The organism is Frateuria flava (assembly GCF_017837635.1).
GTDB classification, from domain to species: domain Bacteria; phylum Pseudomonadota; class Gammaproteobacteria; order Xanthomonadales; family Rhodanobacteraceae; genus Frateuria_A; species Frateuria_A flava.
Genome location: NZ_JAGJRS010000013.1, coordinates 1 through 24,087, shown reverse-complemented (window position 1 = coordinate 24,087; position 24,087 = coordinate 1). Strand labels below are relative to the sequence as shown.

The following is a 24,087-nucleotide window of genomic DNA, read 5'->3' as shown; positions in this document are numbered from 1 at the left end:
CGGCTGTAGTAACATGTCTCCTTTCGCCCGTGGCCGCCGCGGGCCTTGAGCCTTCACTGACGGAAGATCGATGTTCAATCGTGCCTTGACCAGCCTTTTTGGTAGCCGCAACGAGCGGGTGCTGCGCCAGCTTTCCAAGACCGTCACGCGGATCAACGCGCTGGAGCCGGAGTTCGAAAAGCTGGACGACGCGGCGCTCAAGGCCAAGACCGACGAGTTCAAGGAGCGCCTGGCCAAGGGCGAGACGCTCGACAAGCTCCTGCCCGAGGCCTTTGCCGTCGTGCGCGAAGGCGCCAAGCGCGTGCTCGGCATGCGCCACTACGACGTGCAGATGATCGGCGGCATGGTGCTGCACCAGGGCAAGATCGCCGAGATGCGCACCGGCGAAGGCAAAACGCTCGTGGGCACCTTGCCGGTGTATTTGAACGCCCTGGAAGGCAAGGGTGTTCACGTGGTCACCGTGAACGACTACCTGGCCCGCCGCGACTCGGCGCAGATGGGCAAGCTCTACAGCTTTCTGGGCCTGAGCGTGGGCGTGGTTTACCCGGGCATGGACCACGGCGACAAGCATGCCGCCTACGGCGCCGACATCACCTACGGCACCAACAACGAATTCGGCTTCGACTACCTGCGCGACAACATGGCATTGTCGAAGGAACAGCGCTACCAGCGCGGCCTCAACTACGCCATCGTCGACGAGGTTGACTCGATCCTGATCGACGAGGCGCGCACGCCGCTGATCATTTCCGGCCCGGCCGAGGATTCGCCGCAGCTCTACCTGGCGGTCAACCGCATCGTGCCGCAGATGAAGCGCCAGCAGGTCGAAGACGGCGCGGGCGATTACTGGGTCGACGAAAAGCAGAAGCAGGTGCACCTGTCCGAAGAGGGCATGGCGCACGCCGAGGAGCTGCTGCGCAAGGCCGGCGTGATCGATCCGGACAGCGGTCTGTACGACGCCCGCAACCTGGCCGTGGTGCATCATCTCAACGCCGCGCTGCGGGCCAACGCGATCTACCAGCGCGATGTCGACTACATCGTGCGCGACGGCGAGGTCATCATCGTCGACGAGTTCACCGGCCGTACGCTGGCCGGCCGCCGCTGGTCCGACGGCCTGCACCAGGCGGTCGAGGCGAAGGAAGGCGTGCCGATCCAGCGCGAGAACCAGACGCTGGCGACGGTGACGTTCCAGAACCTGTTCCGCATGTACAAGAAGCTGGCTGGCATGACCGGCACCGCCGACACCGAGGCGTACGAGTTCCAGACCATCTACGGCCTGGAGGTGGTGGTGATCCCCACCCACAAGCCGATGATCCGCAAGGACAACCTGGACATCGTGTTCCTGAGCCAGCAGGCCAAGTACCGCGCGGTGATCGAAGACATCAAGGACTGCCACAAGCGCGGTCAGCCGGTGCTGGTCGGCACCACGTCGATCGAGGTGTCCGAGCTGCTGTCCGAGCTGCTGACCAAGGCCAAGGTCCCGCACGAAGTGCTCAACGCCAAGCAGCATGAGCGCGAGGCGCACATCGTGGCGCAGGCCGGCGCGCCGGGCTCGGTGACCATCGCCACCAACATGGCTGGCCGCGGTACCGACATCGTGCTCGGCGGCAGCCTAGAGGTCGCACTTGCCGCGCTGCCGGAAGATGCCTCCGAAGTGGACCGCCAGCGCGTCAAGAGCGAATGGAAGAAGCGCCACGAGCAGGTGCTGGCTGCCGGTGGCCTGCACATCATCGGCACCGAGCGCCACGAGTCGCGCCGCATCGACAACCAGCTGCGCGGCCGCTCCGGCCGCCAGGGCGACCCGGGCTCCTCGCGCTTCTATCTGGCGCTGGAAGACAACCTGCTGCGCATTTTCGGCGGCGAGGGCCTGGTCCGCTGGATGAAGCGCTTCGGCATGAAGGAAGACGACCCGCTCGAGGAGCGCATGATCAGCCGCCAGATCGAGAAGGCGCAGCGCAAGGTCGAGCAGCACAACTTCGACATCCGCAAGCACCTGCTCGAGTTCGACGACGTCGCCAACGACCAGCGCAAGGTGATCTACCGCCAGCGCGACGAGCTGCTGGAGGGCGAGGATGTCTCGGCCACCATCGCCGACATTCGCGAGGATGTGGTCGAATCCATCGTCAATGCCCACGTGCCGCCGGACAGTATCGACGAGCAGTGGGACATCGCGGGCCTGGAGCGTGCGCTGGACAGCGAGTTCGGCATCGCCACGGGGCTGAAGGCCTGGGTGGAGCAGCAGCACGAGCTGGAAGCTGCGCAGATCCGTGAGCACGTGCGCGAGGCGATGGACCAGGCGTTCAGGGACAAGGAGGCCCAGATCGGCGCCGAGACCATGCGCCAGCTTGAGAAGCACGTGATGCTGAGCGTGGTCGACAACGCCTGGAAGGAACACCTGGCCAGCATGGACTACCTGCGCCAGGGCATCTACCTGCGCGGCTATGCGCAGCAGGATCCCAAACAGGCGTTCAAGCGCGAGTCGTTCGAACTGTTCTCCGAGATGCTCAGCAGGATCAAGACCGAGGTCGTGCAGATGCTCGCCCGCGTGCGCATCCGCAGCGAGGAGGAGGTCGCCGCGATGGAAGCCGAGCAGCAACGGCTGGCGGCACGCCTGCAACAGCAGATGCTCGCCAGCGGCGGCGGAGCGCCGGTCAACGCGCTGGGCAACGATGCCCCGCCGGCGGCGACACCGGGCACCGTGCAGCATGAGGGTCCGAAGATCGGCCGCAACGATCCGTGCCCCTGCGGCTCCGGCAAGAAGTACAAGCACTGCCACGGCCAGCTGGCCTGAGGTTGCCCGCCCGCAGCTCGGCGCTCCCAGCCCCTCCCCCCGGGGGAGAGGGTTGGGGTGTGGGGCCGGGGCTCGCCAGAGCGCTTCCTGAGTTGGGGATGTTTTGGTTCCTTGCGACATCGTTCCGCAACTTGCCTCGCCCACCGCGGGCGAGCCAAGGCGCGAGGTAACCCGCAAGAACGACCAACTGCCCCCATGCGGCTTGATTGGCGTCCAGTCAGAGAACTCGACGCATCAGCCGAGAGCCCGTTTGGGACTGGCAGTAAAGCGAGACGGCTCCCCAACACCTGCGGAATGACGTCAGGAGGGGCGAGACTTCCTTCTGAGACTCGGCGCTGATCAGGAGGCAAAGGAGCAAAAGCTCAATCCGCGCCTCCAGGCGGGCGCTTGCGGTGCGGTTCGGCGTTGACGGTGATGTACTGTGGTTCTTCCTCGTCCACCCGCAGCGCGGTCAGTTGGCCACCCCACACGCAACCGGTGTCGATGGCGTACACGCCAAGACCGGCGAAACGGCCCAGTGCGGACCAGTGCCCGCAGACCAGCCTGACGTCCCGTCGGCGCATGCCCGGTACGGCGAACCACGGATACAGTCCCGGCTTCTGCGTGCCTGGCACGCCCTTGGCCTCGAAATCGATCCGTCCGTTGACGTCGCAGTAGCGCATGCGCGTCATGGTATTGATCGAGGCGCGGAAGCGCTCGATGCCTTGCAGCCGGCTCGACCACGCCGCGGGGCGGTTGCCGAAGAGATTGCGCAGGAGCCGGGGATGGCGGGGGCTGGAAAGCTCCCGCTCCACCTCCTGCGCCGCGCGCAATGCCTGTCGCAACGTCCACGAGGGCGCCAGCCCGGCGTGCACCATGCCCCAGCCCAGGGCTTCGTCATGGTGCAGCAGTTTCTGGTTGCGCAGCCATTCGAACAACACCGGAGCGTCGTCGGCGAACAGCACCTCGCGCAGTTCCGGGTTGACCCGCGATTGGGCGTCGGGCTTGCGCTGGGCGATCGCCAGCAGGCTCAGGTCATGGTTGCCCAGCGTGACGATCACGTTCTCGCGCAGGTCGTGCAGCATGCGCAGCACCTGCAGCGACTCGCCGCCGCGATTGACCAGGTCGCCGCAAAACCACAACTGGTCACGCGACGGATCGAAGCGCAATTTGTCGATCAGGCGCGAGAGCTCGGGATAGCAGCCTTGCACGTCGCCGATTGCATATGTCGCCATCAGAACTCGTCCGTCCGGTCCATCGCAGGCGAACCCTCTGTTGTGCGTGCCATCAGTGCAGGGTGCGCGGTATGGACAGCGTGAACGGCGCGATCGGCGCCTCGAAGCGGGTGCCGTCGTCGGCGAGCATCTGGTAGCTGCCGCGCATCGTGCCCACGGCGGTGTCCAGCACCGCGCCGGAGCTGTACTGGTAACGGTCGCCCGGCCGCATCCACGGCTGGTCGCCGACCACCCCTTCACCGCGTACTTCTTCCACTTTGCCGTTGGCATCGGTGATCACCCAGTGGCGGGTGAGCAGCCGCGCGGGCACGTCGCCGGCGTTGTGCAGCGTCACGGTGTAGGCGAACACGTAGCGGTTGTCGTGCGGCTTGGACTGGTCGGGAACGAAACGGGTTTCGACCTGCACGTCGATCGTGTAGGAAGCTTTGGGATTCATGCGTCGATTGTACGGCCTGCGCGCGGGCCTGGGCGTGTAGGCGACGCGTCAGGCGGGAACTTTGGCCAGCCGTACGAAGTCGCCGGGCGCGAGGGTCTCGGCGCGCGCCTTCGGGTCGATGCCCGCGCTGGCGATGGCCGTGCTGTCGAGCAGGTTCTTCAATCCGTTGGCGAGCGTCTTGCGCCGCTGCGCGAAGGCGGCCTTGACGATGGCGTGCACGCGCTGCGGGTCGGCATCGTGGCGCTCATGCTCCGCCAGCGGTATCAGCCGCACGACCGCCGAATCGACCTTCGGCGGCGGGCGGAACGCGCCCGGCGGCACGGTGAACAGTGGCTCGACCCGGCAGGCCAGCTGCAGCATCACCGATAACCGCCCATACACCTTGCTGCCCGGGTCTGCGGCCATCCGGTCGACCACTTCCTTCTGCAGCATGAAGTGCATGTCTTCAATCGCGGCTGCATGGTCCACGCAGTGGAACAGGATCGGGCTGGAGATGTAGTAGGGCAGGTTGCCGGCCAGGCGTACGCGCGCCACGCCGAGGCGTCGCGCTAGTGCAGTGAAGTCCACCTTGAGCACGTCGGCGTGGACGATCTCCAGTGCACCGACGCCAGCCGCGCGCGCCTGCAGGCCTGGAATCAGGTCGGTATCCAGCTCGACCGCGACGAGGCGGCCGGCGGCAGCCAGCAGCGGCAGTGTGAGCGCGCCCTCGCCTGGACCGATCTCCACGACGCGATCGTCGGCCTTGGGCGAGATCGCGCTGACGATGCGCTCGATGTAGCGTCTCTCGTGCAGGAAATGCTGACCGAAGCTTTTCTTGGGACGGGCGTTCATCGGGTCTTCTCGCGGAACGGGGCTTTCAACCGACGCAGCCGCGCCGGCCGGCCAGCTCCAGGGCCATACGCGCAGCGGCAATCAGGCTGGATGGATCCGCTCGCCCCGTGCCGGCCAGGTCCAGCGCCGTGCCGTGGTCGACCGAGGTACGGATGAAAGGCAGACCGAGGGTCAGGTTGACGGTGCGATCGAAAGCTTCGCTCTTGAGCACGGGCAGCGCCTGGTCGTGATACATCGCCAGCACGGCGTCGTAGCGCTCGCGCTGGGCGGGGACGAAGGCCGTGTCCGCCGGCAGGGGGCCGAGCAAGGACATGCCCTGTGCACGCAACCGCGCCAGCGTGGGCTCGATCACCTCGATTTCTTCGCGTCCGAGGTGGCCGGCTTCGCCGGCGTGCGGGTTGAGGCCGAGTACCGCGATGCGCGGTTCGGCCAGTCCGAACCTGGCCCTGAGCTCGGCATGCACGATGCGCAGCGTGCGCTCCAGCGACCCCGCGGTGACCGCCGCGGGCACTGCGCGCAACGGCAGATGCGTGGTGGCCAGCGCCACGCGAAGCTCCGGGCTGGCCAGCATCATCACCACGTCCACACCGGCGCGCTGGGCGAAAAACTCGGTGTGGCCGCTGAAGGGAATACCGGCGTCGTTGATCGAGGCCTTCTGCAGGGGCGCGGTGACCACGGCCGCGAAGCTGCCCGCGAGGCAGCCATCGGCCGCTTCTGCCAGCGTGGTCAGGATGTGGCGGGCATTGCGTGGGTCGGGCTTGCCCGGGTGCTCTTCCACCACCAGCGGCACGTGCTGCACGCGCAGGCTGCCCGGCACGTGTGCATGCGGCTGGCCGTCGTCTTCGTGCAGTTGCAACGGCACCCCACAGCGGGTCGCCGCGCGCTGCAACAGATGGCGATCGGTGATGGCGATGAGCGCGGCCGCAAACGGCATCGAGGCGAGCCGCGCCAGCAGTTCGGGACCGACGCCGGCCGGTTCCCCGGCAGTCAGCGCCAGACGCGGCAGGCTGGCGTTCAAGGCACGGCTCAGCTCTTGTCCCGTGCGTCCGGGTCCTTCAGCTCCGGCACCAGGATGTTGACGTAGGCGTCGGCGCGCAGCTGGCGCAGGAAGTCCTCGTAGGCCTGCTCGGCCTTGCGGTTGCCGATCGCCTGGCGCGCCTGGTTGCGCTCGCTCTCCTCGGTCACGTCTTTCTTGCGCGTGCCTTCGAGCTGGATGATGTGCCAGCCGGCCTCGCTCTGGAACGGCTGGGAGACCTCGCCATCCTTCAGCTGCGACAGCTGCTGGGCGATCGTGCTGCCCCACTGGTCGCGCTGGAACCAGCCCATGTCGCCGCCGGCGTTGGCGGTGGTCGGATCCTTGGAGTTTTCCTTCGCCAGCTTGGCGAAGTCCTCGTGCTTGTTGACGATGCGGTTGTACAGGTCCTGCGCCTTCTGCTGCGCCTGCTCGGGCGTCAGCAGTTCGCTCGGGCGGATCAGGATCTGGCGGGCGTGGTACTCGGTGACGACCTGGCGGCTGGGCTCGCGCTGGTCGACCAGCTTGAGGATGTGGAAACCGGTCGGGCCGCGCAGCGCGGCGCTGACCTGGCCAGGTTTCATGCCGGTGATGGTGTCGGCGAAGGCCGGCGGGATCTCGTCCATCTTGCGCCAGCCCAGATCGCCGCCTTCGAGCGCGTCCTGGGCGTCGGAGTAGCGGATCGCCGCGGCGTTGAAATCCATGCCGCCCTTGATCGCATCGAGCGCTTCCTGTGCCTTGGCCTCCGCCGCGTTGATATCCGCCGCGGTACCGCCGGCCGGGATCGAGATCTGGATGTGCGCCAGATGCACCTCGCCGGCCTTGTAGGTCGGGCTGTTGAGCAGGTTGTTGATTTCGCTGTCGGTGATGTTGACCGAGTCGCGCACCACGTTCTCGTGCAAGCGCTGGACCATGATCTGGTCGACCAGCTGGCCGCGGAAAGCGGCGAAACTCTGGCCGCTCTGTTCGACCGCCTGCTGCAGCTGCTCAGGGCTCATGCGGTTCTGTTGCGCGACAGTGGCCACCGCCTGGTCGACATCCGCGTTGGACACCCGGATGCCCTGCTCACCGGCCTTGGCGACCTGCAGCTTCATCAGCACCAGGCGGTCGAGCACCTGGCGCTTGAGTACGTCCTCCGGCGGGAGACGGTCGGGCGTGCTGGCGTACTGCTGCCTGACCGAACGCACGGCGTCGTCCAGTTCGCTCTGCAGGATCACATTGTCGTCGACCACCGCAATGATGCGGTCGAGCGGCTGCGTGCCCGAGGTCGTGGCGTCGCCCTGGCCCTGGGCCTGGGGCAGCAACTGGGCCTGGACGGGCAGGACGGTGGCCGCGGCGAGCGCGAGGAGGAGCAGCGCGGTGGGGTGCTTCATCGGTCGGAGCCTTCAATCGCCTGTGCGGCGATGGTTGGAGGAATCGGTGCCTTCAGGTCCGGTCGTGCCGGTCGACAACCGTGGATCGCAACGGCGGCGGAAAGTTCGCGGCCATGCCGTTACTGATAGCCGAGAATACCACGCCGCAGCACGTCTTCCGCCTGGCCGTTGAAGGCGCCCAGGCCCTTGAAGACCAGCTCGAACATGACCGCGTTGTTGGGCCGGCCACGCTCGGCCAGCGGCCCGTCGGCAAGCACGTAATGGCGCCCGACCACTCGCACGGCGACACAGCAGCTGTCGTACTCCAGACCGGCGAGCGCCTCGACCGTGCGACGGTCGCGCACCGAGTAGACCCACCGTCCAAGCAGGCGCCAGCGCTCGGAGATCGGAAAAATGGCCGATGCGTCGTATTGCTCCAGGAAGTTGCGCCGGTAGCGGTAGGAGAAATTGAAGATCCCGTTGGCGCCGATGCGTCGCTGCAGGCCGAGCGTGCCCAGGTCGGTCTGGCGGCTGTTCGGACTCCACTGGTAAGCGCTGTTGAGACGCCAGCGGTCGTTCAGCTGGATGCCAAGCTCGGCCACATAGTCCGAGCGCGTCCAGTCGGTCGGTGCGGCGGTAGTGGTGGCGCCGTTGGGCAATTGCACCCGTTGCGGCGCGAAGTAATGGATCTGGCCGATGCTGGCCGACAGCCGTTCCACGCCATCATCGTCAAGGAAGCGCGTGGTGAGCGCCGCGGTAAGGTTGTTCGCGTTCATCTGGCGATCGGCGCCGGAGAACTGGTTGGGCGAGAACAGCTGCCAGTAGTCGAATGACATGCGCTGGGTATCGAACAGCGGCAGGTCGGTCTGATCCCGATAGGGCGCGTACAGGTAGTAAAGCCGCGGCTCCAGCGTCTGCGTGTAGGTCGTACCGAACAGAGAGGCGGGGCGCTCGAAGATCAGGCCGGTGTCCAGGCTGGCGATTGGCAACGCCCGGCTGGGCGTGCGCTCGCCGAAGGGCGACATCTGCGTGCCGGTCAGCGGTCCGGAAAAACCGTAGTTCGCGTAGTTGGCGTCGAGCTGGTAGGCGGTGTAGCGATAGGCCAGCTTGGGGCGCACGAACCAGGCGGCGCCGCGGAAGTCGGCCGCCAGGTACGGGTACAGATCGAGGCGGTTGCCTTCGATTACATTGTCCTTGCGGAACGCCACCGCCTCGGTGGTCGCGCCGAACTCGAGCCAGCGCGTCAGCGGCACGTCTAGCCCAAGTGCCGCCCGCGGCCAGCGCTTGTACTGCACCACGGTATCGGGCAGGTAGGGGTCGACGTTCTGGTAGCTGTCGGCGCCGAAGGAGGCGTTCCACCAGTCACCGTGCCCGACCACGTAGGCATTGGAGGCGAGCGTGCCGATCGAGGCGGTGTACAGGTCATTCCCGAAATCGCGCAGATAGCTGCGATCGGACGTGCGGTTGATGCTGGCGTTGAACGACCAGGGACCTCCCAGGCGTGTAACGTCGCTGTACTTGAGCAACCAGCGGTCGTGCCCCTGGGTCGGATCGGCATCAGGCCGGTTCTCGCCGCGGTCGTTGGGGAGGTATTCGACGTTTAGCTGCCCGGCCGTGCCCGGCACCAGATAACGGAACTCGCCCGCCAGCATCGTGCCGCGCTGGGTGTAGATGCGCGGCTCGAGCGTGGCGTCGTAGTTCGGCGCCAGGTTGAGGTAATAGGGAATCGAGAACATGGTTCCCGACCGGTTCGAACTGCCGAAGGTCGGGTACAGGAAGCCGCTCTTGCGCCGGTTGTCGACCGGGAAGGTGAAGTAGGGCAGATACAGAAACGGCACGTCCGCGAAGCGCATGGTCGCGCCGTGCGCCTTGCCCACGCCGGTCGCCTTGTCGATCTCCAGGCGCTTGGCGCGCACCTCCCACAGGTGGTGGCCGACGTCGCAGGTGGAATAGCTCACCAGGTTGTAGCGGCTGCGCTGGGCGTCGATCAGTTCGCCGCGCGCGGCAGTGCCGTTGCCGCGCGACTGCAGCAACTGGTAGCGCACGTTCTCGGCCACGCCGTGGTTGGCCTGCGTGTTGCCGCGCATGCGGTCGGCGCTGAGCAGTTCGCCGGCCTCCTGGTAGCGCACGTTGCCTTGGGCGTCGTAGTCGGTGGTGGTGTCGTTGTAGTCGATCCGGTCGCCGCGCAGCAGCTGGTCGGCGCGCTCGATGCGCACGTCGCCCGAGAGCCGATAGACCGCCTCGTTGGAGCTGTCCACATGAGCGGCGTCGACCACCGTGTCGGAGAGCTCGCGGCGCGAGGGATCCCGCGGGAGCGTCGGGTCGTAGAACGCCAGCAGTGCGTTGGGCCGGCACAGCGCGAAACTTTCCGGACGCGGCGGACAATGGAACGCGCCGAGCGGGCAACTCGCCACGTCGGTGCCCGTGCTGGTCGACGCGGCGGGTGCAGTGGCCTCGGGTACCGCGGTCTGGGCCCCGGCCGGGCCGCCGAACAGGGCGAGGGCGGCGGCGACCGCCAGCAGGCGGCGTGGAGGCAAGGCGCGCGGGATCGTGTGGCTCAGCGTCACGGTGGGCTGTCGGCGTTCGTCAGGACGCGTAAAACTAGCAGAAAGGGTGCATGGCCGGCAGGACTGCCCCGGCCAGGCGCACCGTAGGGCGGGGCTTCAGCCCACCGCTCCCACAGGCAGGCGGGGTTCATTGCCGATACGTGCCGCTCAGGCCATCAACGCCGCAACGTGCGCGCTCGCGCTGGCGGCGAGTGCGTCGAGGTCGTAGCCGCCTTCCAGGGTCGAAACGACGCGTCCGGCCGCATGCACGCGGGCGATGTCCACCAGTCGCGCGGTCAGCCAGGCAAAGTCGTCGGCGTCCAGTTGCAGTTGCGCGAGCGGGTCGGCGCGGTGGCCGTCGAAACCGGCCGAGACCAGCAGCAGTTGCGGACGGAAGGCGTCCAGTCGCGTCAGCAGCCGCTCGTCCCATAGCTGCCGGAACGCCTGCGAGCCAGTCTGCGGCGGCAGCGGGGCGTTGAGCAGGTTGCCCACGCCGGTTTCCTCCGCGCCGCCGCTGCCGGGATAGAGCGGCGACTGGTGGCTGGAGACGAACAGCACGCGCGGCTCGCGCGCGAAGATGTCCTGTGTGCCGTTGCCGTGGTGCACGTCGAAGTCGGCAATCGCGACGCGTTCGAGGCCATGTTCGGCCAGCGCGTGCGCGGCGCCGACCGCCACGTTGTTGAACAGGCAGAAGCCCATCGCCTGGTCGGCTGTCGCGTGGTGTCCGGGCGGGCGCACGGCGCAGAACGCGCGACTGGCCCGTTGGTTGAGGACGGCATCGACCGCGGCGGCCACGGCGCCGGCCGCGCGCAGCGCCGCCTCGGCCGAGGCCGGCGACATCAGCGTGTCCTCATCGAGGCGGACCAGCCCGTCCGCGGGGGCGCTGGCAAGGATGCGCGCAACATGGGCGGGATCGTGCACGCGCTCGAGCGCCTCGATGCTGGCGCGCGGCGCCTCGATACGGTCGAGCGCGGCGAAACGGTCGCGGTCCAGGGCCGCCAGCACGGCGTGCAGGCGCGCGGGAGACTCGGGATGGCCGGGGCCGGGGGCGTGCTGCAGGCAGACCGGATGGGTGTAGAGCCGCAGCATCGAAGGAGTCAGCCGCGCGGGCGCCGCTCGTGCTGCCAGATCACCTCGCCGTGGCCGCCGGCACGGGCCAGCACGCGGCAGATCACGAACAGCAGGTCCGACAGCCGGTTGAGGTAGCGCTGCGCCTGCGGGCGCACGGCTTCCTCGCGCGCCAGCGCGATGACCTCGCGCTCGGCGCGGCGGCACACCGTGCGTGCCAGGTGGCCGCAGGCCGCGGCCATGCCGCCGCCGGGCAGGATGAATTCCTTCAGCGGCGGCAGCGGTTCGTTGAAGCCGTCCAGTACCGATTCCAGTCGCGCGATGTCGGCGTCCTGGACCATGGCCATGCCGGGGATGCACAGCTCGCCGCCCAGGTCGAACAGTTCGTGCTGGACCTGGGTCAGCGCCTCGCGCACGTCCGGCGGGACGCCTTCACAGGCCAGCACCATGCCGATCGTGCTGTTGAGTTCGTCCACCGTGCCGTAGGCGGCCACGCGCGCCGAGTCCTTCGGCACGCGCGAACCGTCGCCCAGGCCGGTGCTGCCGTCGTCGCCGGTGCGCGTGTAAATCTTCGACAGGCGGTTGCCCATCAGTGCGCCTGGCCTTCGTGGGTCAGTGCGCGGGTCAGCTGGGTTGCCAGCACGTGCACCACGGCGCCCAGGCCGACGTACAGCGCGGTCACCTGGAGGAACGGCAGATACCAGTCGCCCATGTTCTCGAACCAGGCCGCCATGCTGCGCGGCGCCGGCACGCTGTCGCTGAGCCAGTAGAAGCTGCCGTTGGAGACCACGAAGCAGGCCGCCTCGCTGACCAGCAGCGCGGCCACGGCCAGACCCGCGGTGGAAAGCTTCAGGCCGGCCTGGCGGCGGGCCAGCCAGCTGCCGCCCAGCCACAGCGCGCCGTAGGCGGCCACGAGGAACCAGTACGCCGGCGAGACGCAGTAGTGGCTCCAGAAGTCGAGGCCCTGGCCGGTGATCACCAGGTAGTCGACCAGCACGGCCTCGGCCATCAGCAGCGGGAACGCCCAGCGCCCGGCGCCGCGCAGCCAGAAACCGGCCAGGAAGAACACGCCCCAGGACGCATCCGGGAACGCCTCGAAATGGTGGATGTGCACCGCGCCGCGGGTCATGCCCATCACCAGGGCGAGTGCCAGGAAAATGCCCAGGCGCTGGGTTCGCGTCATAGCCATGAAATGCTCCGTATGCAGGCGGCGTGAGAATGAAGGTAGGACGCGCTAGTTTAGCCGAAGCCCGTCCGGGCCATGCGACGCCCGCGTGTTCGGCCGTATCATCCGCGCCATGACAGACCTCCCCTCTTCACGCGGGCCCGTGCTGATCGTCGGTGGCGGCCTGGTCGGCGCCAGCCTGGCGATCGCACTGGATGCGGCCGGCGTCGATGCGATGCTGGTGGAAGCGGCCGCGCCGCGCGCCGACGCGCAGCCGAGCTACGACGAGCGCAACCTGGCGCTGGCGCGCGCCACGGTCAACGGGCTGGACGCGATCGGCGTGTGGAAGCATGCGCGCGAAGGCGCCACGGCCATCGAGCACATCCATGTCAGCCGCGCGGGTGAATTCGGGAGCGCGCGGCTTGCATCGAGCGATGCCGGCGTCGATGCCCTGGGCTGGACGCTGCCGGCGCGCGAACTGGGTGCGGCGCTGCTGCGCCGGTTGGAGGAATGCACGCGCCTGCAGCGGCTCGCTTCGGCCAGGCTGGAGGCGCTCGAACCGGTCGCCTACGGCTGGCGCGCACAGGTGCGCACGGACGAGGGCGTGCGCCGGATCGACGCGCCGCTGCTGGTCGGCGCCGACGGCACCCATTCGTTCGTGCGCGAGCAACTGGGCATCGCCGCGGACACGTACGATTACGAACAGACACTGTTCGTCTGCACCGTCACCCCCGAACGCGAGCACGGCCATCGCGCCTACGAGCGCTTCAGCGACGAAGGCCCGGTCGCCCTGTTGCCGCTGGCCGGCCGCCGCTGCGGCCTGGTGCTTACCGTGCCCCGGTCGCAGGGCGAGGCGGTGGCGGCGATGGACGACGCGGACTACCTGGCGCTCGCTCAGCGCCGTTTCGGCTGGCGGCTGGGCCGCCTCGGCCGTCCGGGCAAGCGCTTTCCCTACGCGATCCAGCGCGTCGCCGCCAGCCGCCTCACCGGGCCCCGCGCGGTGCTGGTCGGCAACGCGGCGCAGACCGTGCACCCGATCGGCGCGCAGGGCTTCAACCTGGGCCTGCGCGATGCGCTGACCCTGGCCGAACTGGTCGCCGCCGCGAGCGACGCCGGCGACGAGCGCCTGCTCGCCACCTACGCGGCCCGCCGCGCTCCCGACCGCGACGGCACCATGGCGATGAGCCATGGCCTGGTGCAACTGGCCTGCCTGCCCCAGCCCTGGCTCGGCCCGCTGCGCTCGCTGGCGCTGCTGGCCTGCGACCGCCTGCCGCCGTTGAAGGATGCGGTGCTCCGGCGCGGCATGGGCTTCCGCGGCGAGCCGCCGCACGCCGTGCTGGAGCGCACCCCATGAACGCGCGGCTTTCCGAATCGCGCCGGCGCGCGCCGTTGCTCGACGTGGCCGTGGTCGGCGGCGGCATGGTCGGTGCCGCGGCGGCGCTGGCGCTGGCCCGTGCCGGTTTCGCCACCGCGCTGCTGGAAGCGCGCCCGCCCACGTCCTGGCACGCGGAGGACGAGGTCGACCTGCGCGTGGTCGGGCTGGCGGCGTCGTCCGTCGCGCTGCTCGATGGGCTGGGCGTCTGGACGCCCATCCGCGATCGCCGTGCCGCGTCCTATGCGCGGATGCACGTGTGGGATGCGCGCACGGGCGCTGCTGTCGACTTCGACGCCACCGCCGAGGGCCGCGCCTGGCTGGGCTGGATCGTCGAGAACAACCTGGTGCAATGGACCCTGTGGCAGGCGCTGGAGGCGGCTGGCGTGCAGCGGCTGTGCCCGGCGCAGGTGACCGGTTTCCAGACCCACGCCGACCGCATCACCCTCGACCTCGCCGACGACGGTCCGGAATCGCGAAGCGCGCATCCGGGCCTGTCGGCCCGCCTGCTGGTCGCCGCCGACGGTGCCGGCTCGCCGCTGCGCCAGTGGGCCGGGCTGGATACGCATGGCCGCGACTACGGCCAGCGCGGCGTGGTCGCGCATGTCACCACCGAACGTGCGCACCAGCACACCGCGTGGCAGCGCTTCCTGCCGGGCGGGCCACTGGCGCTGCTGCCGCTGGCCGACGGGCGCAGTTCGATCGTGTGGTCGCTGCCCGAGGCCGACGCGCAACGCGTGCTGGCGCTGGACGATGCCGCCTTCTGCGCCGAGCTGGGCGTGGCCAGCGATTTCCGCCTCGGCCCGGTGCTCGCGACCACCCGCCGCGCCGCCTTCCCGCTCAGGCTGCAATTGGCCGATCGCTACCAGGCCGAGCGCCTGGTGCTGCTGGGCGACGCGGCGCACGCGGTGCATCCGCTGGCCGGGCAGGGCGTCAACCTGGGGTTGCGCGACGTGGTCGAGCTGCGCGACACGCTGGTGGCCGCGCGCGAGGCCGGGCGCGACATCGCCGCGCCGCACGTGCTGCGCCGCTACGCGCGACGCCGGCGCAGCGCCGACACGCTCGATGCGTGGAGTTTCGATGCGCTGGGCCGGATCTACGCCTGGCAGGCGCCGCCGCTGGTCGCGGCGCGAGCGCTGGGCGTACGGTGGGTCGACCGGCTGGTGCCGCTCAAGCGCCGCCTGGCCGCACACGCCGCCGGCCGATGATTCCACGCCGCGGCCGGACGCCGCGGAGACCGGCGCGGAGCGCCACCTCACCCCACCGGAGGCCGTCGCCATGCGTCGCATCCTGTTCGCCCTGCTTTCGCTTCCCCTGGCCTTCGCCGCCCAGGCGAAGATGGTGCATCGGTCGGTCGAGTGGACCGATGGCGGCACCCGCTTCCACAGCGTGCTGGTCTACGACGATGCCGGCGCCGGCAAGCGCCCGGGCCTGGTGATGGTGCCCAACTGGTACGGCGTGAACGATGAGGCGATCAGCAAGGCCGAGATGATCGCCGGCAAGCAGTACGTGATCCTGCTCACCGACATGTACGGGCAGGACGTGCGCCCGACCAACAACGATGAGGCGAAGGCCGCGGTGCAGCCGCTCTATGCCGACCGCGCGCTGATGCGCCATCGCATCAATACGGCGCTGGCGCAACTGAAGGCGCAGGCCGGCACGGCGCCGCTGGACACCGGCAAGCTCGCCGCGATCGGCTTCTGCTTCGGTGGCTCGGCGGTGCTGGACCTCGCCCGCAGCGGCGCGGACGTCGCGGCGGTGGTGTCCTTCCATGGCGCCCTGGAGGCCGGCAAGCCGGCGCTGCCGGACCAGTTCAAGGCGCGCGTGCTCGCCATCAACGGCGCCGACGACAAGGGCACGATGCCGGATGCCGGCGCGTTCATGGACGAGATGCGCGCCAGCGAGGCCGACTGGCAGTTCGTGGTGCTCGGCAACGCGGTGCACTGCTTCACCGAAGTGGGTGAAAGCGCGCCCGGCTGCAAGTACGACGCCCGCGCCGCGGCGCGCAGCTACCGCATGATGCACGACTGGCTGGACGCGGCATTCGCCCACCGGCCGTAGTCGGGTTGATCGTGGGGGCGGGTTTCTGCGTTACCGGTTCGCGCAGCGGGCGGGTGGGCTGGAGTCGTCCCTAGGAAACGTGCGAGGCCGCGACGCGGTTGCGGCCCTCCCGCTTGGCCCGGTACAGCCGCGCATCGGCGCGCGCGATCAGCTCGTGCGTGCGTTCGCCCGGCTTGAGCTGCGCGGCCCCGATGCTGGCGGTCAGGCGCAGGCAATGGTCGTCATGGTCGACCTCCATGGCTTCGATCGCCGAGCGCATCGCTTCGGCCCGCTGCGCGGCCGCGGCCAGGTCCGCGCCCTGCATCACCACCATCAGTTCCTCGCCGCCGTAGCGACCGAGCCGGTCGTCCCTGCGGCACAGCGCGGCGACACGCTGTGCCGCGCCGCGGAGCGCGGCATCACCGGCCTGGTGGCCATGGGTGTCGTTGAGCGCCTTGAACGCGTCCAGGTCGAGCATGAGGATCGACAGCGGCGCGCCCGTGCGCTGCGCGGTCTCGTGCGCGAGTTCGAGCTGGCGCATCAGCTCGCGCCGGTTGAGCAGGCCGGTCAGTTCGTCGACGCTGGCCAGCCGGTTGAGCCGCTCGTTGGCTTCCTGCAATTCGTGTGTGCGCTCCTGCACCAGTTGCGCGAGGCGGTCGGCACGGGCCAGCAGGTAGCGGGTGCGCAGGCGCACCAGCAGGTAGACCAGCGCCACGCCGAGCAGGCCCAGCACGATGCGCACCCCGCCTCGTTCGTACCAGCGGCCACGTACTTCCAGCGGGATCACGTCCTGCACGGTGCGTGCGTGCAGTCCGGGGATGTCCGCCCGCAGCCACAGGCGGTAGTTGCCGCCGGGCAGATTCGTGTACGCCGCCGATGGCGGCACGCCGGCCTCCAGTTCGGTCCACTGGGCGTCGAAGCCCTCCAGCCGGTAGCGGTAACGCACGTCGTCGGTGGCGGTGTAGTCGAGCAGGGCGAAGCCCAGCCGCAGGGCATGCACGTTGTCCAGCGGCAGTGGGCGCCGTGCGGTCGGCAGCGCGGCGTAGGGCAGCGGCTTGCCGTCGCGCAGTGCCGCGGTTACGGCCAGTGGCGCATCCGACTGGCGTGGACGCACCTGCGGCGTGGGTTCGATCACGGTGAGTCCGCTCAGTCCACCGAACAGCAGCTCGCCGGAGGGGCCCAGCGCGGCGGTGCGGTGGTTGTAAAAGCGCGCGCCGAGTCCGTCGCGTGCGCCCAGCGAGCGGATCCGGCCGGTCGCCGGTTCGTACACGGCCAGACCGCTGGCGGTGGCGATCCATAGCCGGCCAAGGCGGTCGGCGAGCACGCTGGCGACGTTGTCGCTGCCGAGGCCGTCGCTGCCGCGCAGCACGGTGAAGCGGTAGCCGTGCGGGCCCGGCGGTGTCGCCGGCGTGGCGGCCAGCCCGCCGTAAGTGCCGACCCAGATACGGCCGCCCAGCTCGACCACGGAGCCGGCGTAGTTCTGCGGCAGGCTGCCCGGGTTGCCATCCTCGTGCACGAGGTTTTCGAACCCGCCTGCATCCGGTCGAAGGATGCTGATGCCGCCGCTGGTGGCGATCCACACGCTGCCGTCGGACAGCACGGCGATGTTGCGCACCTAGTCGTCGACCAAGCTGCGCGGGTCACCCGGTTCGTGCCGGTAATGCGTGACGTGCCCGGTGCGGTCGATCCGGTAAAGACCGTTGTAGGTGCCGACCAGCAACGCGTCGCGCCAGGTGCGCAGCGCCAGGACCGGGCGCGTGTCGAGGCCGTCGACCGACCACGGTCGGATCGCCAGCGACACCGGGTCGATGGTGACCAGCCCGCGCGCGCCGGCCACGATGCGCCCGTCCGGCAACGTGTCGATCGCGCGCACGTCCTGGTCCTGCTGCGCGCCGTCCAGGATCAGCAGGCGGATCTGCCCGCTGGCCGGGTCGACGCGGGCGAGGCGGCCGCGGTTGAAGCCGAGCCAGATCGCGCCCTGGCGGTCGGTATGGACGCTGCGCACGTTCTCGTCGAGGGTGGCGTCCTGGCGGCCGAACAGCGCCAGGCCGTCCAGCGTGTGCACGATGGTCGGGCGCGTGTCGCAGCGTGAGGCGTCGATCTCGGTGGCCGCCCACAGGCCGCTGGAGCGGTCCAGAAACAGCGCCCGCACGATGTTGCCGCCCAGCGAGCCCGGGCGCGCGTTGTCGTGGCGCAGGATGTCCAGCGTGCCGTGATGGACGTCGTACACGGCCACGCCCACGCCGTCGGTGGCGATCCACAACCGGCCATCCGGCCCCGCCAGCAGGTCGCGGATGGTGCGGTGCTGGATCGCCGGCGCGCCGCCGTCGAGCCCGGGCGGCACGCGCGCGTGGCCCTGCCGGTCGATCACCGCCACGCCGCGGGTGCCACTGCCGACCCACAGGTTGCCGGCCGCATCCTCGCGCAGTGCCCAGATGTCCTCGTCCAGCACCGGCCTGGCCGCGGCATCGTCGCCATGGAACCGCACGAACTGCGTCGTGCCGGCGCGCCGCAGGTACAGGCCCTGGCCGCTGCCGACCCACAGGTTGCCGCGCCGGTCCTGGCGCACGGCGAACACTGCCATGTCTGCCGGCAGGCCGGCGTCGGCCGATGGGCGCTCGATCGTTCGCAGGTCGTTGCGCAGGTGGCTGAGCCCGTCCTGTCCGCCGACCCAGAAACCGCCCGCGCCGTCCGGGGCCAGGGTGAGGACGTGCGGGCCGGTGCCGTGGGCAGGCGAGGCGTCGTAGGTGGAGAAGCGGTTGTCGCGCGGGTCGAAACGGGCCAGCCCGCCGGCGGAGGTGCCGACGATCAGGCTGCCGTCGGGCGCGGCCTGCAGCGCGCGGATGTAGTTGTCCGGCAGGCCGCCGGGGCCGGACTGGCGGAACACCTGCACGCGGTAGCCGTCGTAGCGCACCAGCCCGCCGAAGGTGCCGATCCAGATCAGGCCGTCGCGGTCCTGCGCGAACGCGGTGGTGGTGGCGTGCGGCAGGCCCGCGCGCACGGTGAGGTGCTCGAAGGCCAGGCTGTCCCAGTGCGACCAGTCGGCGGCCGGGGCCGCGGCAACGGTCGTCGCGGGCAGCAGCAGCGCCAGCCCCAGCAGCGCGAGGGTCAGCCAACGGAGGGGGCGTGAGGAGGGCATCGGGGCCGTCATCGGCCGAAGCGCGGACGGCTTGAACACCGGCGCCGGGCGCGGCCCGCGGAAGCGGTCGGCCAGGCGCGCGGCACGGGCGGCTTAGGCGCTGCGCTCGACCGCGTAGGCGGCCAGTGCATCCAGCGCCTCGCGATAGGGCGTGGCGGGCAGCACCGCCAGCGCGGCGCGGGCGGCCTCGGCGTGCGCCACGGCGCGCTCGTGCGTGCGTTCCAGCGCACCGCTGCGGCGGATGGTGGCGAGCACGCGGTCCAGCGCGGTGAGGTCGCCGTGTTCGATGGCCTGGCGCATCGCCTGCGTTTCGTCGGCCGTGGCCTGCTTCAGGGCGTAGATCACCGGCAGCGTCGGCTTGCCCTCGGCCAGGTCGTCGCCGATGTTCTTGCCCAGGGTGTCGGCGTCGCTGGTGTAGTCGAGCAGGTCGTCGGCGATCTGGAAGGCGTAGCCCAGTTCCAGCCCAAAGCGGCGCAACGCGGCGACCTGGTCGGTCGGCAGGCCGCCGAGCAGGCCACCCAGCTCGGTCGCGGCGGCGAACAGCACCGCGGTCTTGCGCTCGATCACCGCCAGGTACGCCGCTTCGTCCACGTCGGCGTTGCCGATGTTGAGCAGTTGCAGGACTTCGCCCTCGGCGATCGTGTTGGTCGTATCGGCCAGGATGCGCATTACGCGCATGTCGTCCAGTTCCACCATCAGTTGGAACGAGCGCGAATAGAGGAAGTCGCCGACCAGCACGCTGGCGGCGTTGCCCCATAGCGCGTTGGCGGTCTTGCGGCCACGACGCAGGTCGGACTCGTCGACCACGTCGTCGTGCAGCAGGGTAGAGGTATGGATGAATTCGATCACCGCAGCCAGCTTGATGTGCTGCGCGCCCGCGTAGCCGGCGGCGCCGGCGGCCAGCACGTGCAGCATCGGGCGCAGGCGCTTGCCGCCGCCGGCGATGATGTGGTCGGCGATCTGGTTGATCAGCACCACGTCGGAGGCCAGCCGCGCACGGATCAGCGCGTCCACGCGCTGCATGTCGGCGGCGGCCAGTTCACGCACGGCGGCGAAGTCGGCGGTTCGGCTGGCGTCGGCGGGCATCGGTTGCATGGGCGTCCGGGTGGCAAGACGGGCGATTATAGGGCCAGCTCTGCCGTGTGCGGCGGCGCGACATGGCGCCGCAACCGGGCATTCCGAGGCGATCCCTATAATGGGCCGATGACTTCCCGCCCGTTCCCCTTCCGGTGAGCAAGCTCTCGCCCCTCGAGCGCCGCAGTGCGCTGACCCTGGCCTGCGTCATCAGCCTGCGCCTGTTCGGGCTGTTCCTGATCATGCCGGTGTTCTCGCTCTACGCGAAGCAGATGCCCGACGCCAGCGGCCTGCTGATCGGCCTGGCGCTGGGCGTGTACGGGCTGGGCCAGGTGCTGCTGCAGATCCCGCTGGGCCTGTTGTCGGACCGGATCGGGCGCAAGCCGGCGATCACCATCGGCCTGCTGATCTTTGCCGTCGGCGGGCTGGTGGCGGCGATGTCGCACACGCTGATGGGGATCGTGGCCGGCCGCGCGCTGCAGGGCATGGGCGCGGTGGCCGGCGCAGGCACCGCGCTCGCCGCCGACCTCACCCGCGAGGACCAGCGCGGCAAGGTGATGGGCATCATCGGCGTGTCGATCGGCGTGGCGTTCCTGCTGGCACTAATCCTGGGGCCGCCGTTGGAGGCGGTGGCCGGGCTGCCCGGGCTGTTCGGCGCCACCTCGATACTGGCATTGGCCTCGCTGGTGCTGCTGTGGCTGATCGTACCCACGCCGCAGCGTGCGAAGGCGCCCGCCGCGGCGAGCCTCGGCGGCGTGCTGGCGATGCTGCGCGACGGCCGGCTGCTCGTGCTCAACGGCTCGGTGTTCTTCCTGCACCTGCTGCTGACGGCGAGTTTCGTCGGCCTGCCGCTGCTGCTGGCCGAGCGGCTGCATCTGCCGGTGCAGCGGCATTGGGAGCTCTATCTGCCGGTGATGACGATCGCCGCGCTGGTGATGGGCGCCACGATGCACCGCATGAAGGAGATCGGCCAGAGCCTGCGCATCGTGCTGGTGTGCGTGGCGGCCATCGGGCTGGCGTTGCTCGGCTTTGCGCAGTCGGGCGGGCATCTGGCCTGGCTCGGCGTCTCGGCCGCGGCGTTCTTCTCGGCGTTCAACCTGCTGGAGGCGGCATTGCCCAGCCTGGTCTCGCGGCTGGCGCCGGCGCACCTGCGCGGTGCGGCGATGGGCGCGTACTCGACCAGCCAGTTCATCGGCGCCTTCGTCGGCGGCGCCATCGGCGGCATCGCGCTGGGCCGGCTGGGCGTGAGCGGCGTGTTCCTCTGCGCGGCGGCGACCACGCTGCTGTGGTTGCCGCTGGTGGCGTTCGGTGCCCGGCGCATCGCCGCGCGCAGCGCGGCCGAGCAGGCAGCCGCCGCCGGAAGCCCGGGGCAGTAGGACGCCGGCGACAGTCCTTTTCGGCCGCTTTGCGTCCGCCGACTTCCCGGGATTGCGCCACGCCGTGGCCGCCCCCATGTGGCGCGGCATCCCTGTCCAGGCGAGCCTGCCCGTGGCCCACCAGATCGTCGCGCTGATCGCCGAATACGGCCTGCTGCTGGTCTTCCTCAACGTGCTGGTCGAGCAGGCCGGGCTGCCGCTGCCGGCCGTGCCGACGCTGGTGGTGGCCGGCGCGCTGGCCGCGGCCGGCAAGCTGCCGTTGGGGGGCGTGCTGCTGGTGGCGCTGGCCGGGTGCCTGCTCAGCGACTTCGCCTGGTACGCCGCCGGCCGACGCTACGGCGCGGGGGTGATGCGCACGTTGTGCCGCATCTCGCTGTCGCCCGACTCCTGCGTGAGGCAATCGGAGCTGCGCTTCCAGCGCTGGCGCGCACCGGTGCTGCTGGTGGCCAAGTTCGTGCCGGGGCTGTCGACGGTGGCGCCGCCGCTGGTGGGCGCGATGGGCCTGCCGCCGCGGTGGTTCCTGCTGTTCGACGCGCTCGGTTCGTTGCTCTGGGCCGGCGTCGCGGTGGTGCTGGGCTATGCGTTCTCCGACGGGGTGGAGCGCGTGCTCGGGGCGCTCGAGGGCACCGGGGCGCTGGCCCTGCAACTGCTGGGCGCGATGCTCGCGCTCTACATCCTTTTCAAGTGGTGGCAGCGCCGGCGCCTGCTGGTGGCCTTGCGCATGGCCCGGATCGAGGTGGACGAGCTGGCGCAGGCACTGCGCTCGGCGCGGCCGCCGCTGGTGTTCGACGTGCGCGCGGCCGGATCGCGCCAGCTCGACGACCGCGCGATCCCGGGCGCGCTGGCCTTCGATCCGCTGGCGCTGGACGCCGTGCTGGCGGACGTGCCGCGCGAGCGCGAGCTGGTGCTCTACTGCAACTGCCCCAACGAAGTGTCGGCTGCCCGTGCGGCGCAGCTCCTGATGGCGCAGGGCTACCGGCGCGTGCGTCCGCTGCGCGGCGGGCTCGATGCGTGGGTCGCCGCCGGCCAGGTCGTCGGTCCTCTCGCGGTCCTGCCGCCGCGGCACGCCACGCCGGCGCTCTGATCAGCGCAGCGGGCAGCGGCCCGTCAGGGGTTGGCGCGCGGCGTCCTGCACGGCGGCGCTGGCGTCGTCGATCGGCTCGGGCGGTGCGAAGTCGGTACGGACGCTCAGGTTGCGCCCCGCGACGTTCCGGATGTTGGCGATACCGCGGAATCGCCAGAGTGCCCGGCTGCGCGCGTCGTAGGCCACGTCCAGATGCGGCAGGGCGAAGCCGACCAGGCTGTCGAGCCCCAGCCGGAAACGCCGTACCGGGCGGCCGTCGATCACCTGGTCCGGCAGGCGGCGCACCTTCAAGTCGAGCGTGCCGAGCCGGCTGGGCAGCAGGAAGGGCGCGCTCAGGCCGGTGTCCGGGTCGAGGTTCCATTGCGCGCGCAGGAAGGCATCGAAGCCTGCGTCGATCACCGGTGCGGGTGCGTCGTCCAGCAGCGCGCTGCGCTCGGCGCTGCCGGCATCGCGGCGCACGAACACCTCGCGCCGGCCGTCCGCGCGCCGGCGCACGCCTTCGCGGTAGCCGCGGCGCGCGTCCTCCAGGTCGACATCGGGCGACGTCGGCCGGCCATGGTCGCGCACCCACTTGCGCGCGAACGGCTCGCCATCGGGGCAGCGATAGAGCACCAGGCGGGTGCGTCCCTCCGCCGTGGCAAAGATCCAGTGCGATTCGCGGTAGAGCAGGTGGCCATCGTCGGCGTAAGCGCGGGCTTCGAGGTGGACGGCGGGCGTGGCGCCGAATGCCCTCGCCAGCGGCAGGGCCAGGCACAGGCCCAGGGCGAGGCGGGGCAGGGTGCGAAACGTTGGCAAGGCGGTCTCCGGCGGCCCAGGGTCGCCGGCGGACCGGCATGCAGGCAGATACGGTCAACACGCCGGGGTGGATGCGGACAGCGGCCGGCGCGCGCAGCCTTGGCGGGAAGCTATGATAGGGGTCGAGCCGCCGGCGAGCCCGGCGGAACCCATGACGAGGCGGGCGTGCGCCGGCCGCCAGCAAAGCGAGGAATTTCCATGGCACGCGGCATCAACAAGGTCATCATCGTCGGCAACCTGGGCGCCGATCCGGAGGTGCGCTACACCGGCGGCGGCACCGCGGTGTGCAGCCTGAGCGTGGCCACTTCCGAGCAGTGGACCGACAAGCAGTCCGGCGAGCGCCAGGAGCGCACCGAATGGCACCGCGTGAAGCTGTTCGGCAAGCTCGCCGAGATCGCCGGCGAGTATCTGAAGAAGGGCCGCCAGGTCTACATCGAAGGCTCGCTGCGCACCGACAAGTACACCGACAAGAGCGGTGTGGAGAAGTACTCCACCGACATCATCGCCAACGACATGCAGATGCTTGGCGGCATGGGCGGTGAAGGCGGCGGTGCCGGCGGTGGCGGTGGCGGCTTCCGCGAGCGGCCGCAGGGCGGCGGCCAGCGGCAGGGTGGTGGCTACGGCGGCGGGCAGTCCCGCGGCGGCAACGACTACGGCAATGCGCCGCGCCAGAATGCCCCGGCGCCGGCCGAGAGCAGCGGCGGCTTCGACGACGACGACATTCCGTTTTAGGGAAACTCTGATTTTGCCCCGCGGTCTTAGCGAGACCTGAGGATGGATGGTACGTGATGGCCC

General features: G+C 70.0%; 20 protein-coding genes. 7 read left to right on the top strand and 13 right to left on the bottom strand.

The features are described 5' to 3' along the window. Window positions 1-70 precede the first annotated feature (70 nt). On the top strand, window positions 71-2,788 hold the full coding sequence (secA, locus tag J7I44_RS05510; RefSeq protein ID WP_209617075.1) for a preprotein translocase subunit SecA: 2,718 nt from the start codon (window positions 71-73) through the stop codon (window positions 2,786-2,788). Window positions 2,789-3,150: 362 nt separating this feature from the next. Here secA and J7I44_RS05505 read toward each other — a convergent pair whose 3' ends face one another. The 9 genes from J7I44_RS05505 to J7I44_RS05465 form a co-directional block, all read right to left on the bottom strand. Next, window positions 3,151-4,002, bottom strand: a complete 852-nt coding sequence (locus tag J7I44_RS05505) for a symmetrical bis(5'-nucleosyl)-tetraphosphatase (RefSeq protein WP_209617073.1) — start codon at window positions 4,000-4,002, stop codon at window positions 3,151-3,153. 52 nt (window positions 4,003-4,054) lie between these two features. Next, window positions 4,055-4,438 carry a Co2+/Mg2+ efflux protein ApaG gene (gene apaG / locus J7I44_RS05500; protein ID WP_209617070.1) on the bottom strand — a complete coding sequence of 128 codons (384 nt, stop codon included), beginning with the start codon at window positions 4,436-4,438 and terminating at the stop codon, window positions 4,055-4,057. A gap of 48 nt (window positions 4,439-4,486) precedes the next feature. Beyond that, a complete protein-coding gene (gene rsmA / locus J7I44_RS05495; RefSeq protein ID WP_209617067.1) occupies window positions 4,487-5,269 on the bottom strand; it encodes a 16S rRNA (adenine(1518)-N(6)/adenine(1519)-N(6))-dimethyltransferase RsmA in 783 nt (260 codons plus the stop codon). 25 nt (window positions 5,270-5,294) lie between these two features. Further along, entirely contained in the window at window positions 5,295-6,287 is a 993-nt protein-coding gene (gene pdxA, locus J7I44_RS05490; protein WP_245187957.1) for a 4-hydroxythreonine-4-phosphate dehydrogenase PdxA, read from the bottom strand. An 8-nt stretch (window positions 6,288-6,295) separates the two neighbouring features. Continuing rightward, on the bottom strand, window positions 6,296-7,654 hold the full coding sequence (locus J7I44_RS05485; protein ID WP_209617065.1) for a peptidylprolyl isomerase: 1,359 nt from the start codon (window positions 7,652-7,654) through the stop codon (window positions 6,296-6,298). A gap of 119 nt (window positions 7,655-7,773) precedes the next feature. After that, the gene (locus J7I44_RS05480; protein WP_209617063.1) at window positions 7,774-10,200 is read right to left on the bottom strand and encodes an LPS-assembly protein LptD; all 2,427 of its coding nucleotides are present in this window, start codon (window positions 10,198-10,200) and stop codon (window positions 7,774-7,776) included. A 147-nt stretch (window positions 10,201-10,347) separates the two neighbouring features. Next, window positions 10,348-11,265 (bottom strand): histone deacetylase family protein, encoded by a 918-nt coding sequence (locus tag J7I44_RS05475; RefSeq protein WP_245187971.1) that lies wholly within the window; start codon window positions 11,263-11,265, stop codon window positions 10,348-10,350. An 11-nt stretch (window positions 11,266-11,276) separates the two neighbouring features. Further along, window positions 11,277-11,837 (bottom strand): cob(I)yrinic acid a,c-diamide adenosyltransferase, encoded by a 561-nt coding sequence (locus J7I44_RS05470; protein WP_209617049.1) that lies wholly within the window; start codon window positions 11,835-11,837, stop codon window positions 11,277-11,279. After that, a complete protein-coding gene (locus J7I44_RS05465) occupies window positions 11,837-12,436 on the bottom strand; it encodes a hypothetical protein (RefSeq protein WP_209617047.1) in 600 nt (199 codons plus the stop codon). Before J7I44_RS05465 ends, J7I44_RS05470 begins: the two co-directional genes overlap by 1 nt. 109 nt (window positions 12,437-12,545) lie before the next feature. On the opposite strand from J7I44_RS05465, the gene ubiH reads away from it, so the two are divergent. The 3 genes from ubiH (at window position 12,546) to J7I44_RS05450 (ending at window position 15,845) form a co-directional block, all read left to right on the top strand. Continuing rightward, window positions 12,546-13,766 (top strand): 2-octaprenyl-6-methoxyphenyl hydroxylase, encoded by a 1,221-nt coding sequence (gene ubiH / locus J7I44_RS05460; protein ID WP_209617045.1) that lies wholly within the window; start codon window positions 12,546-12,548, stop codon window positions 13,764-13,766. Next, on the top strand, window positions 13,763-14,992 hold the full coding sequence (locus tag J7I44_RS05455) for an FAD-dependent oxidoreductase (protein ID WP_209617041.1): 1,230 nt from the start codon (window positions 13,763-13,765) through the stop codon (window positions 14,990-14,992). Before ubiH ends, J7I44_RS05455 begins: the two co-directional genes overlap by 4 nt. A 70-nt stretch (window positions 14,993-15,062) precedes the next feature. Further along, a complete protein-coding gene (locus J7I44_RS05450) occupies window positions 15,063-15,845 on the top strand; it encodes a dienelactone hydrolase family protein (protein WP_209617038.1) in 783 nt (260 codons plus the stop codon). A 70-nt stretch (window positions 15,846-15,915) separates the two neighbouring features. On the opposite strand, the gene J7I44_RS16950 is transcribed toward J7I44_RS05450, so the two are convergent. The 3 genes from J7I44_RS16950 to J7I44_RS05435 form a co-directional block, all read right to left on the bottom strand. Further along, window positions 15,916-17,439 (bottom strand): ligand-binding sensor domain-containing diguanylate cyclase, encoded by a 1,524-nt coding sequence (locus tag J7I44_RS16950; RefSeq protein WP_209617035.1) that lies wholly within the window; start codon window positions 17,437-17,439, stop codon window positions 15,916-15,918. Further along, window positions 17,440-18,963 carry a ligand-binding sensor domain-containing protein gene (locus J7I44_RS05440; protein ID WP_209617032.1) on the bottom strand — a complete coding sequence of 508 codons (1,524 nt, stop codon included), beginning with the start codon at window positions 18,961-18,963 and terminating at the stop codon, window positions 17,440-17,442. Window positions 18,964-19,056: 93 nt separating this feature from the next. After that, window positions 19,057-20,058: a polyprenyl synthetase family protein gene (locus J7I44_RS05435; protein WP_209617030.1), complete on the bottom strand. Its 1,002-nt coding sequence runs from the start codon at window positions 20,056-20,058 to the stop codon at window positions 19,057-19,059. A 134-nt stretch (window positions 20,059-20,192) separates the two neighbouring features. Here J7I44_RS05435 and J7I44_RS05430 point away from each other — a divergent pair, with 134 nt between their 5' ends. Further along, entirely contained in the window at window positions 20,193-21,413 is a 1,221-nt protein-coding gene (locus J7I44_RS05430) for an MFS transporter (RefSeq protein WP_209617025.1), read from the top strand. A gap of 112 nt (window positions 21,414-21,525) precedes the next feature. Then, a complete protein-coding gene (locus tag J7I44_RS05425; protein WP_209617023.1) occupies window positions 21,526-22,497 on the top strand; it encodes a DedA family protein/thiosulfate sulfurtransferase GlpE in 972 nt (323 codons plus the stop codon). Here J7I44_RS05425 and J7I44_RS05420 read toward each other — a convergent pair whose 3' ends face one another. Further along, window positions 22,498-23,292: a hypothetical protein gene (locus J7I44_RS05420; protein ID WP_209617022.1), complete on the bottom strand. Its 795-nt coding sequence runs from the start codon at window positions 23,290-23,292 to the stop codon at window positions 22,498-22,500. It lies immediately after the preceding gene. 198 nt (window positions 23,293-23,490) lie between these two features. Between J7I44_RS05420 and ssb the strand changes: the two genes are divergently transcribed. Then, on the top strand, window positions 23,491-24,024 hold the full coding sequence (gene ssb, locus J7I44_RS05415; protein WP_209617020.1) for a single-stranded DNA-binding protein: 534 nt from the start codon (window positions 23,491-23,493) through the stop codon (window positions 24,022-24,024). Window positions 24,025-24,087: the final 63 nt, after the last annotated feature.